This window comes from Metabacillus sp. KJ11-3 (assembly GCF_055808295.1).
This window is the reverse complement of sequence record NZ_CM147865.1, coordinates 4,757,909-4,770,408: the sequence shown is the minus strand read 5'-3', so window position 1 is coordinate 4,770,408 and position 12,500 is coordinate 4,757,909. Positions and strand designations below refer to the sequence as shown.

10 protein-coding genes are annotated in these 12,500 nt (G+C 36.8%); all 10 read right to left on the bottom strand.

The window, feature by feature from the left end:
* Positions 1-69: 69 nt before the first annotated feature.
* Complete coding sequence (locus tag AC0L8O_RS23695; RefSeq protein ID WP_473445741.1) at positions 70-1,845, bottom strand: methyl-accepting chemotaxis protein; 1,776 nt, start codon at positions 1,843-1,845, stop codon at positions 70-72.
* A 118-nt stretch (positions 1,846-1,963) separates the two neighbouring features.
* On the bottom strand, positions 1,964-3,313 hold the full coding sequence (locus tag AC0L8O_RS23690) for a GH1 family beta-glucosidase (RefSeq protein ID WP_473445739.1): 1,350 nt from the start codon (positions 3,311-3,313) through the stop codon (positions 1,964-1,966).
* Between the two features lie 25 nt (positions 3,314-3,338).
* Positions 3,339-4,352: a LacI family DNA-binding transcriptional regulator gene (locus tag AC0L8O_RS23685; RefSeq protein WP_473445737.1), complete on the bottom strand. Its 1,014-nt coding sequence runs from the start codon at positions 4,350-4,352 to the stop codon at positions 3,339-3,341.
* Positions 4,353-4,463: 111 nt separating this feature from the next.
* The gene (locus AC0L8O_RS23680; RefSeq protein WP_226527930.1) at positions 4,464-5,306 is read right to left on the bottom strand and encodes a carbohydrate ABC transporter permease; all 843 of its coding nucleotides are present in this window, start codon (positions 5,304-5,306) and stop codon (positions 4,464-4,466) included.
* Entirely contained in the window at positions 5,306-6,244 is a 939-nt protein-coding gene (locus AC0L8O_RS23675; protein ID WP_264142510.1) for a carbohydrate ABC transporter permease, read from the bottom strand. The genes AC0L8O_RS23680 and AC0L8O_RS23675 overlap by 1 nt, the downstream gene beginning before the upstream one ends.
* A gap of 70 nt (positions 6,245-6,314) precedes the next feature.
* Positions 6,315-7,607: an ABC transporter substrate-binding protein gene (locus tag AC0L8O_RS23670; RefSeq protein WP_473445735.1), complete on the bottom strand. Its 1,293-nt coding sequence runs from the start codon at positions 7,605-7,607 to the stop codon at positions 6,315-6,317.
* 298 nt (positions 7,608-7,905) lie between these two features.
* Positions 7,906-8,151, bottom strand: coding sequence for a hypothetical protein (locus tag AC0L8O_RS23665; RefSeq protein ID WP_473445733.1), 246 nt, complete (start codon positions 8,149-8,151; stop codon positions 7,906-7,908).
* A 377-nt stretch (positions 8,152-8,528) separates the two neighbouring features.
* Positions 8,529-9,539 (bottom strand): LacI family DNA-binding transcriptional regulator, encoded by a 1,011-nt coding sequence (locus AC0L8O_RS23660; protein WP_473445732.1) that lies wholly within the window; start codon positions 9,537-9,539, stop codon positions 8,529-8,531.
* 183 nt (positions 9,540-9,722) lie between these two features.
* Positions 9,723-11,330: a CTP synthase gene (locus tag AC0L8O_RS23655; protein ID WP_473445731.1), complete on the bottom strand. Its 1,608-nt coding sequence runs from the start codon at positions 11,328-11,330 to the stop codon at positions 9,723-9,725.
* A gap of 344 nt (positions 11,331-11,674) precedes the next feature.
* On the bottom strand, positions 11,675-12,235 hold the full coding sequence (gene rpoE, locus AC0L8O_RS23650; protein WP_473445729.1) for a DNA-directed RNA polymerase subunit delta: 561 nt from the start codon (positions 12,233-12,235) through the stop codon (positions 11,675-11,677).
* Positions 12,236-12,500: the final 265 nt, after the last annotated feature.

The following is a 12,500-nucleotide window of genomic DNA, read 5'->3' as shown; positions in this document are numbered from 1 at the left end:
CAAAATCCAGTATACTATAGACCCATTTTAATAGAAAGCACTATCGTTTGAGTATTCTAACAATTCAGTCTAAACTCTAAATCTCTTTACCAGCTCCTGAAGTGCTAATGCCTTTTGACTTAATTCTTCTGATGACAAAGTAACTTTTGTCATAATCGCATTTTGTTCTTCAACTGATGCAGCCACTTCTTCTGTATTTCCTGCTGAAAAAACAGATATGTTTGCGATTTCCTCGATTAAACTAACCATACTTTGCGTGCTGGCATTTACTTGCTCCACAATAGCTGATACTTCCTGTGATTGTGATGCAACATCAGCTACCATTTCAACAATATTCTCAAAGGAATTCCCCGTTTTATTGACCATTATAATTCCTTCATTAACAGCATTGATTCCATCTGTCATTGACTTTAGTGCATGATCAACTTCTGTTTGCATTTCATAGATTACTTTTTTAATTTCCTCAGCAGCTTGACCTGATTGCTCTGCAAGTTTTCTGACCTCATCGGCTACAACTGCAAATCCTTTCCCATGCTCGCCAGCTCTTGCTGCTTCAATAGCTGCATTTAGAGCCAATAAATTGGTTTGATCAGCTACATTTGTTATTAAAGAAAGGATCTGGCCGATTTGGCTTGATTTGTTGCCTAATGAATTCATGACAGATGAGGTGTGTTGAACTTTATGTTGCACCTCATTCATTTGAATAACTGTTTGCGAAACTATTCCTTGACCAGTTGTTGCTTTCTCGTTTGTTGCTAATGTTAGGTCTGAAACAGATTGTATCGAACGTGCCGCTTGTGTCATTCCTTTTGAAATCTCTTGTATCACGCTATTTGCCTCTGAAGCACGCGTTACTTGGTTTTCTGCACCGCCTGCCACCTCTTTAATAGCAGTAGAAATAGAAGCATTTCCTGTTTGTGTTTGTTCCGCACTGACTGAGAGATCTTCCGACGTTGTTGCCACTTGCTCAGAGTTTTTCATCACTTCTACAATCAATTGCTTTAGATTGTCTGTCATGGTGTTAAAATCCGTTGCTAGTTTACCAATCTCATCCCTATTTTTAACAGAAATTGGCTCTATCATTAAGTTTCCTTGCGCTACCTGCTTCACACTCCTTGACATCGCTGACAATGGTCGAGATATACCTCTTGATAGAAGGAGCCCCATAATGATTGAAATGACTAAAGCAACCACAATTAATATAACTATAGTGGATAATACAGTTGTTGTTACATGATGTCTTTCTTCCGCAGCTTCCTTTGCCTTTGCTTGATTTAACTCGACTAGCTGTGTTAGATAACCTTCAACGGTTTCAATCTGTTGTCGGGATTGTTTAATAATTTGACTAGCTTCATCGTCTTGATTGGCTCTGGATAGGGCAAGAACTTCCTCGTGAACTACAAGATATTTATCCCACTCTGCCTGAAATCCGCTATAAATGGTTTCTTCCTCTTCAGTTGAGATCGTTTTCTCAAACTGTTCGAACAACTCGTCTAATCTACTAAAAATCGTATCAAAGCGTCCATCAAATTGGTTCAATTCTCCGATTGTTTCGGCACTAGCATAAAACAGTTGAAATGCTGCAACCTGTTCAACGAGATACCTCATTTCCCCTAGCCTCTCTACCGATGGAAGCCACACATCCTCTACTTCACTTGATTTCTTATTCATCGTGTTTAATCCATTAAGAGTAGAAACACTAAGAACGGCGATTAAAATAAAAATGATAGCAAATACAGAAAAAATCTTCCTTCCAACAGTTAGCTTTAAAGGTAATGTAACAACATTTCGGTGATGACTATTATTTCTCTGCTTCTTAACGTATTTATGTAAGAGCTTCCGCATATAGATCCCCCATCCCACTGCCATATTATTTTGTCTAATTATTTATTTTTACTTTTCCCATTGATGATAAAAATCCCCTTTCAGAATCGAAACCGGTTTCCAAAAGGGGTGACAAAAATTAATAAAACATATCAAACCAACCATTTTTAATTGTTTGTTTATACCAATAGTAGCTATCTTTCTTTGTTCTTTCTAGTGTATTGAAATCAACATGAATAATTCCGAAGCGCTTATCATAGCCTTCTGCCCATTCAAAGTTATCAAGTAACGACCAAGTTAAATACCCTTTAATATTTACACCACTATCCATCGCTCTTTTTAATGATGTTAAATGTTGTTTTAAGTAGTCAATACGTCTTTGGTCCTTTACTCGGCCATTTTCTACTCCATCATTGTAGCAGGCACCGTTTTCAGTGATGTAAATTGGCACTGAACCGTATTGATCATTGATTTTTGTTAGAACCTTATAGAAGCCCTCAGGATAGATATTCCAATCGAAGTCTGTTTTTTCATAACCGATATCAACTCTTTCAGCGTCTAGTAAACCATCATTTTCTTTGTATCTAGTAACACTGCCTGTGTAGTAGTTGATTCCAACAAAATCGATTTTTTGGTTTATTATATCCATATCGCCTTCTTGAATTGGAACTGTTACACCTTTTTTCTCAAACCATTCCACCATAAATTGTGGATAGCTACCTTTGAATACCGGATCAAAGAACCACTCAACAAACCAACCTGTCGCTCTGTTACACGCATCAATGTCTTCTTGTTTGCTGCTAAACGGTTCATTCCATTCTGTATTTGGGGCATAACCAATTTCACCCTCGTAGCCTCCGTCTCTAAAGCGAGATACTGCTTTACCATGTGCAAGTAATAAGTGATGTGAAATCGTTGTTGCTAATTGTAAACTTTGGTACCCTGGTGCATGAGCGCCGATATAGTTTGATAGAAATGATACACACCATGGTTCATTAATTGTTATCCACTTTTTAATTTTTCCGTTAAACTCTTTAAACATAAGCTCAGCATAATCAGCAAATGCATCCACTGTTTCACGACTATCCCAGCCACCCTTATCTTGAAGAGCCTGTGGCAGATCCCAGTGATATAACGTACACATTGGCTCGATTCCGTTTGCTATGAGTGCATCTACAAAATCACGATAGAACTGAAGACCCTTTTCATTTATTTCTCCAGTTCCATTTGGAAAAATACGTGGCCATGATAAGGAAAAACGATAAATATCAATGCCGAGTTCTTTCATTAATGCAATATCCTCTTCATAGCGGTGATAGCTGTCACACGCTACATCTCCGTTATCGCCATTTAGTACTTTACCAGGAGTCTTGGCAAAAGTATCCCAAATGGAAGGACCTCTTCCATCTTCATTAGCTGCTCCTTCGATTTGGTATGCAGCTGTAGCTGCTCCCCATCTCATTTCTTTTGGAAATTGTATAATTGCCATTTGAGTTACCTCCACTAAATCATTTCTACATTTGTCCACAAGATTCTCTAACAATTAGTTCAGAATCGATAAATAGAGGTTTAAGTTGTGATTTTCCATTTATTAAATCATCTAGCATATACGCCGCCAACTTACCTAGTCGGTCTTTATCCTGCCTTACGGTTGTTAATTTTGGGCAGCTATAACGGCAAGCATCAATGTCATCACACCCAATTACCGAGATATCTTGTGGAACATTTAAACCTTTTTCCTTAATTGCGTCTATAGCACCAAGTGCCATTAAATCGGAAGCTGCATAGATCGCACGAGGATATGGCTTTGTTTCTAAAATTTTCTTCATTGCGTTATATCCACTTTCTTCGTGGAAATCCCCGTATTGCACCCAATTTGGATTAATCTCAAGTCCAAGCTGATGTATCGTTTCCCTATACCCTTTTTCACGAAAAGATGTAATAGCAGATCCCATATTCCCACCGATATACCCAATATCACGCATACCATGTAAATAAAAATGTTGTATCACTTTTCTTGATAAATTCACATTGTCACTCATAACAAAGCTTGCTTTTGGGCCATTCAACTGAATATCGATTCCCATACAAGGAATTTCCTCTCTTACTAACTCATAAATGGCATCTTCTACTTCTTCACCAGAAATAATAATGCATCCATCAACGTGAAAGTGTCTACATCTAGCGATATAACTACCATTATCTTTGAAAAATTGTTCATTAGAAAACATAATGATATCGTAGCCTAATTGGCCAATTGTTTTTTTAAAAGAGGTCACAACCTCATTAAAGTATGGATGGGTAAAGTCAACGTTCACTTTTCCCGCATAGATTAACCCAATTAAATTAGATTTTTTTGTAGCTAATACTTTTGCGGAAAAGGTAGGTTGGTAACCTGTTTCCTTTATTATGTCCATTACCTTCTTCTTCGTCTTTTCACTAATTCCACCATAATTGTTTATTATCTTTGATACGGTACCAGGTGAAACTCCAGCCTTTTGTGCAATATCTTTAATCGTTAAGTTCATAATTCGTCCCTCTATTGCCTTCTAAGATTCAAATGGTTTTACCTAAGTTAAGATTACTATTATTTACTGCATAATTCAATTTCATAAAAGGCAAATATATAGCAGGAACCATTACTTAACAGCGCCGTCTGTAATGCTTGAAATAAACAGTTTATTAAATAGTAAGAATATAACTATTAAAGGTACTGTTGCCCAAAAAACTCCAGATAGGATCATTCCAAAGTCAACTTTAAACGTATTACTTAATGTTGCTAAAGCAACCTGAATTGTGTACATCTCTGGATCTCTCAGAATCGTGAATTGCCATAGGAATTCTCCCCACACAGCTGTAAATACAATAATCCCCAGTGTTGCGAAGGCAGGTAGTATAATTGGCAAGACAATGCTTCTATAAATCCTAAAGTTTGAACACCCATCAAGCTTTGCCGCTTCTAATAATTCATCAGGTACAGAACCGTTGACATACTGTCGCATCAGGAAAATCCCTAGTGGATTCAAGAAGAACAATATCGCTACCCCTTGAAGTGTATCTAGCAATCCCGCTTTGGAAATCATATAAAATTGTGGAATTAAACCTAACTGAGGCGGTATAACCATTGTTAATAAAATTCCTAAAAAGAAGATATTTTTTCCTGGAAACCTAAACTTTGCAAATGCAAACCCTGCAAGAGAACTAATTAGAAGTACTACGAGCGTTACCGAAGTACATAGAATAATTGTATTTAACATCGCCTTAAAGAAGTCAATTTGCCCAAGTACCTTCTGAAAGTTTTCAACTAGCAAATTCCCAGGTGTTATAGTAGGTGGAATTGAGTTGTAGGCAGCACTTGGTCGTGTAGCCATAACAAACATCCAATAAAATGGGAATAATGAGAGTAACGATGCTAATGACAGAAACAAATAGATGGCGATTCTTCCTAAAGAAAACTTTTTTGTTCCAGCTACATTACCCATCAGTTTTCTCCTTTCTTTCTACCAAAACCAGATGTTGCAAGTGTATTAATGGCAGAGCAGATAATAATAATAAATAACAAGATAACAGCTGTAGCAGATGCTGTTCCAAAAGATTGTAACCTAAATGCATCACGGTATAAGTACATAACAACTGTCATCGCTTCGTCACGAGTGAAAGCCCCTGTACCTAAGAAAATCGTTGGTTCTGCAAAAAGCTGTAGTGCTCCAACAGTTGAGAAAAACACAGTTAATACAATAAATGGTTTCAACATCGGCATTGTAATATAGATAAGCTGCTGGAATTTACTAGCTCCATCTATCGTTGCCGCTTCATATAAATCATTTGAAATAGATTGTAGTCCTGCTAAATATATAATTGTGTTGTATCCAATCCATCTCCAGAAAACCATTATTGAGATTGCAATCTTCGTACCCCACTCAGAAGTAGCCCAGTTTACAGGATCAAACCCAAACACTCCTAATACATAGTTAGCCAGTGAAGATTCATGATTACTAAATAACACACTAAAGATAAGTGCTACTGCAACCATTGACGTAATATACGGCATGAAGATTGTGACTCGAAAGAAATTCTTAAAACGTAGAAAGGTTAAATTTAATAAGAAAGCAATGATTATTCCCACAATTAGTTGTGGTGCTGTACCCATTAATCCAATAATGACGGTATTGTACAGAGATTTCCAAAATAGAGGGTCTTCTAAGACAACAAAAAAGTTTCTTAAACCGACAAATTCCATTGGCCCTAATCCATTCCACTTTTGAAAAGCTAAAAAGATACTAAATAGTGACGGATATAAACCAATAACAGCAAAGATAAGAAAGAAAGGAGCAATATATAAGTAACCCGAAATCATATCCTTCTTTTCTTCTGATAAAAATCTTTTATTTTTGAGAGTACTCTCGTTTGAAGAAGCCATTTTCACTCCCCGTTTCTTTGTAAGAATTAGATATGGTCTTTAAGAACCATATCTAATTCTATATTCATTATTATCGAGCAATTAAATCTTTTGCATCTTTGACAGCAGCTTTCCATTCTTTTTCTGGATCTCCACCGTTTTGTACGTTACTTAATGCATCAAGTACACGTTGGTGAATTGGGAAGAACTTTTCACCTCTGTATGCAACACCGTTAATATCTGTTGCAGCTTTTGCAAATACTTCAGCTGTTACTTGACCACCAAAGAATTGATCTTCATTTGCAGTGAATTCTTCCATATCATACACAGAAGGCGCAGATGGGAATAATCCGTGTGATTGTGATGACTTTAATTGATTTTCAGGTGATACTAACCATTCGATGAAATCATATGCCTCTTGTGCATTCTCAGTTTCAGATGGAATTGAGATGAAAGATCCACCCCAGTTGGCAGCAAATTCCGTTGGTAATGTCGCAACTCTAAATTTACCTGTAGCGTCTGGAGCATTTTCTTCAAGGTATCCTTTTAACCAACCCGCTCCTAATTCAGCTGCGAAATCTCCAGTGTTAACTGCACTAGCCCATTCAGGAGACCACATAGTATATTTACCAACAATACCAGCTTCGTGTAATTCTACTGCATAATCATATGCTTTTTTAACTGTGCTACCTTCTTTATCAAGAATCAATTCTCCATCTGGATTTAAATATGTTTCAGTAGCAGGGTCCATAAGGGCTCTGTAAGCCATTTCAATACTATCTACGAAAGGTTTACCCGTTTTTTCAGTCAATTTAATACCAGCTTCTTTGAATGCTTCTGGACTAGAAATCAATGCTTCAACTTCAGCCGGTTCAGTTGGTAGTCCTGCTTCTTCAAATAAATCTGTACGGTAGTATAATGCTTTTGGACCAATATCTGTCGGGAGACCAATTAGGAAGTCACCATCAACATTTTCAGCCGTGTCCCATTTCCAATCTAAGTATTGATCTTGTACATCTTTTGCACCAAGATCATATAAGTTATTGAAACGATCTTGTGCTGCTTTAAAACGATCTAGTTGGTCAACCTCCAGCATAGCGATATCCGGTGCACCGCTACCTGCTGATAGAGCTGTGAATAATGCATCATGATGTTCTGCTGTTTCAGAAGACTTGAACTTAATTGTTACGTTAGGATTTTGTTCTTCATATTCTTTCACTAAATCTTCATATCCTGTAGCTCCAAATGCCCAGAAATTAAGTTCTACTTTCTCATTTCCACCTTCTGAAGAAGATTTTTCTTTATCCCCACCGCTACATGCAGCTAGTGAAAATGCCAAAACTAAAGACAAACCAGTTGCTAACCACTTTTTCTTGCTTTTCATTCAAATTCCCCCTTAAACCCTGTTTTATAACTATCCCCACAACGAAACCGTTTTCGTAATTACCGAAAATAAAAAGCAGTTTTATTTGCGGAAACCGTTTTCAGTTATGATTATATAATTATAGAATAGGAAAATCAACCCTTTTTATCTGAAAATTTGACAATTTTTATAAACCGGTTTCCTAAACCTGAATTTATACTAGATTAGGTAAAGCTTAAATACTTTAATCAGCCGCACAAGCAAAAGGTGATCTTGAATAAAGCAATATCTCTTCCTTAATTCCAAATTGATTGCAACCTTATAGACTGGACCTTTGACCTAGAAATAGATACCCACACTGATTACTAGATATTTTAGTATTTACCCCAAATGATGCGTAACCAGTTTCTGAAAGATAACTATTGTCATAGTCTTTCACATTTTTTGTTGTATTTGGTATAGAATCAATTTCTGCTGCATGTCCTAATGTATTTACCCCAAATAGTAACGATGATGTAATAACTAATATTACCACCAGCCAAATTATTCCACTCTTAAATTTCAAAATATTACCTCCTTCACCTCATATAGTATTTATATATGCTTTCTACATATAATCAATCGTCATCTCTTTCCCTCATAACATCACCTCCTTAAAATGACTAAAAAGACTTCAGGTGGTAAGATTACCGACCATTATGAAAGCGCTATTATCTTATAAATAATGAGAATACTTTTAAAAGGAATGATATACAAGATGCTTTTCAAGATAGTAAGAAGACTTACTCTGAATAGAATAGGAAACTAAAGGAGCATGTTTCATGAGAATGATTATGTCTATATATTTAATCCATAAGAGCTGTAGATAGCCATAAATTCAAGCAATCTTCTCGACTAATTTTCTCAGACTAAAAAGATCAGCCCATGATGAGCTGACCTACCTTATTTTTTACTAGATTCCCTTATAATGAGTTCCGTATCAATAAAAACAGGTTTTAAGTCTGTTTTACCGTGAATTAAATCATGTAGCATATGAGCAGCAAGCTTTCCTAATTGATCTTTATTTTGCTTAACTGTTGAAAGCTTTGGACTACTGTAACGACATGCATCTATGTCATCACATCCAATAACCGATATATCTTCAGGTACATGTAATCCTTTTTCTTTAATCGCCGCAATGGCACCGAAAGCCATTAAATCAGAAGCCGCAAAAACTGCTTTCGGATATGTCGTGTCTTCAAGCATCTTGTTCATTGCAACATAGCCGCTCCCTTCTTTAAAATCACCGTATTGAAACCATTTTGGAGTGATTTGAATCCCTAGTTGATCCATCGCATCTTTAAATCCTTTTTCACGCAGCTCGGTAATGAGATAATGCTCTCTTCCCCCGATAAAACCAATTTCACGAATTCCTTGTCCGTAAAAGTGTTGAACAACCTTTCTGGCAAGGTTTACATTATCACTCATAACATAGCTTGCTTTAGGTCCTTGTAGCTCTAAGTCAATCCCAAGACTTGGGATACCTTCCCTAACAAGCTCATAAATGTCTTCCTCGATATCTTCCCCTGAGATAATGACACAACCATCTACTTGAAAGTGTCGACATCTCGCTAGATAACTTCCATGATCTTTGGAGATTTGTTCATTTGAAAACATGATAATGTCGTAGCCCAATAATCCAATAGCTTTTTTAAAGGATGTGACGACTTCATTAAAAAAAGGATGAGTGAAATCCACATTTACTTTGCCGGCGTGTATAAGACCGATTAAATTGGATTTTTTCGTCGCTAAGGCTTTAGCAAAAAAGGTGGGTTGATACCCGGTCTCTTTGATAATGTCCATGACTTTTTTTCTTGTGTTTTCACTAATACCACTGTAGTTATTGATGATTTTCGAAACAGTCCCCGGAGAAACTCCGGCCATTTCAGCAATATCTTTTATCGTTAGATTCATTGCATTCCCTCTATTATCATCTGCATTTTTTAGTTACTTTCAACATTACTATGATTTGTTCTTTTATTCAATTCACTTTTAAAAGCCCTTACATAAAGGATTGTCGATTACCACTCCAACAATAAAAAAACTACCCTCGTCCCACTTATTAATAGTAGGTATGAGGGTAGCGTTATTTATGACTTATAATTTTTCTGCAGCTGTTAATGATGCTTGAACAAAGTCACGGAATAATGGTTGTGGTTTTGTTGGTCTTGAAGTGAATTCCGGATGGAATTGGGATGCCACAAACCATGGGTGATCTTTAAGTTCGACGATTTCCACTAAGCGGCCGTCAGGAGTTGTTCCTGAGAAAACAAAGCCTGCGTCTTCCATTGCTTGGCGGTATTCGTTGTTAAATTCATAACGGTGACGATGACGCTCATAGATTACTTCATCCTGGTATGCTTCAAATGCACGTGTGCCTTCTTGAAGCTTACTTGGAGATAAACCAAGACGTAATGTTCCACCTAAATCTTCAATATCCTTTTGTTCAGGTAAAAGATCGATTACAGGGTATTTTGTGTTTGGATCAATTTCAGATGAGTTTGCACCTTCCAACCCTAGAACATTACGTGCATACTCAATTGATGCAACCTGCATACCTAAGCAAATGCCTAAGAATGGCACTTTGTTTTCACGCGCATATGTTGTAGCAAGGATTTTTCCTTCTACTCCACGATCACCAAATCCGCCAGGTACTAAGATACCATCAACATCTGATAGTTCATCTTTCACTGTTTCCTGTGTTAAGCTTTCAGCATTTACCCATTTGATTTCAATATCAGAATCAAATGCATAGCCAGCATGGCGTAATGCTTCAACAACAGAAATATAGGCATCCTGCAGTTCAACATATTTCCCTACAAGACCGATTTTTGTTTTTTTGGATAGGCTTGTTACACGTTTTACAAGCTCTTTCCATTCTGTCATGTCTGCCTCATTGCAGTTCAGTTTTAAATGGTTACAAACAATTGTATCCAGGTTTTGTTCTTGTAGATCTAGAGGAATCGAGTAAAGAGTTTCTGCGTCACGGCATTCAATAACCGCATTTGTATCGATGTCACAGAATAACGCAATTTTGTCCTTCATGTCTTGAGAAATTGGCATTTCTGTACGAACCACGATGATATTTGGTTGAATTCCTAAGCTACGTAATTCTTTTACACTATGTTGTGTTGGTTTTGTTTTCAGTTCACCTGCAGCTTTAATATATGGCACAAGCGTACAGTGGATGTACATCACATTGTCACGGCCGATATCACTTTTAATTTGACGAATGGCTTCAAGGAATGGAAGAGATTCTATATCCCCAACTGTTCCACCGATTTCAGTAATAACAACGTCGGCACCTGTTTCTTTTCCGGCACGGAAAACACGGTCTTTGATTTCATTAGTGATATGTGGAATAACTTGAACAGTTCCTCCAAGATAATCACCGCGACGCTCTTTCTTTAAGACAGTAGAATAAATTCTACCTGTTGTCACGTTGTTGAATTTTGTTAAGTTTACATCAATAAAACGCTCATAGTGACCTAAGTCCAGGTCAGTTTCAGCGCCATCACCTGTAACAAACACTTCCCCATGTTGGTATGGGCTCATTGTCCCCGGATCAACATTTATGTACGGGTCAAATTTTTGGATTGTTACACTCATGCCGCGATTTTTTAATAGTCTACCCAGTGATGCTGCTGTGATCCCTTTTCCTAGAGATGACACAACGCCACCTGTTACAAAAATATACTTTGTCATGGTCTTCCCCCTCAGAAGCTTGTATGTTTTTTATTTTGTACAAAAGATGAAGAAATCATTTAAGAACATAAAATGGGTTCATCTGAAAAAACGATAATAAAGAAGCATTACTTAAAAATAGTAGAAAAACTTGGCTTATCGCCAGCACTAATGGCGAAAGCCTTAGTTTTCCTTATACGATCATCAATAAATCTTATACGTTCTGATAGTATAAAATAAGAAAGCTCCCTTCCAAAACCATTTGAAAGGGAGCTGTAATTGTGTAATTGATAAAACAATTGCTTTTTTAAGAGCCCAAAATAGATTCTACCTAGTTAGAAAAAGAAAGTCAAGACGATTTCCTTTTATTTTTCGTCGTCGTCTAGATCGTCCTCTTCGTCTTCATCATCTTCGTCATCTAGATCATAGTCCTCATCATCATCGTCAATGAGATCGTCATCATCAAGATCGTCATCATCATCATCTGCGTCATCCAGATCATCGAAATCTTCTTCTTCGTCTTCATCTGTATCATCGAAGTCGTCTAGATCATCATAATCCAGATCTTCTTCCAATTCATCATATACATCATCGAGATCTTCTTCATCATCAGTCTTCTTAGCTTTTTTCTTCTTCGGTTTAGCGACTGGTACAATTTCTTCCTCTATTTGCTCATACGGGTACCATGTACGCAGCCCCCACATGTTTTCACCTACACAAATAAAGCGGCCATCAATGTTAATATCTGTATAGAATTGTGCAATTTTATCTTCAACCTGCTGTTTTGTTAAACCTAGTAATCCTTTTATTTCCTCTACTAATTCACTGAAAATATAAGGCTTTTTGCTATCTTCAAAAAGCTCATAGGCAACTTCTACCATTGCCATTTCTTTTATTTGTTCGTCTGTTAATTGTTTTAGACTCAAGTTCCGGCACTCCCTTTCAAGGTCATCAATATCTATCGGCTAACTTCTTAACCTTATTAGCAGGGTAAGACAGCCATGTAAACATAAGATTATGTACAAAATAAACCTAACAAATCATACCATTCATTATAAACAATTTCTAGCAGTTTATGCCACCTTTATCATTTAAAAATTTGGTTGTTTCAACTTGTTTGTCTACGTAAACGTTGTTTCAACATAATTTGTAAGGTGCATGTTGATTTCAGCTCCAGGTTGCTCGCTTTCC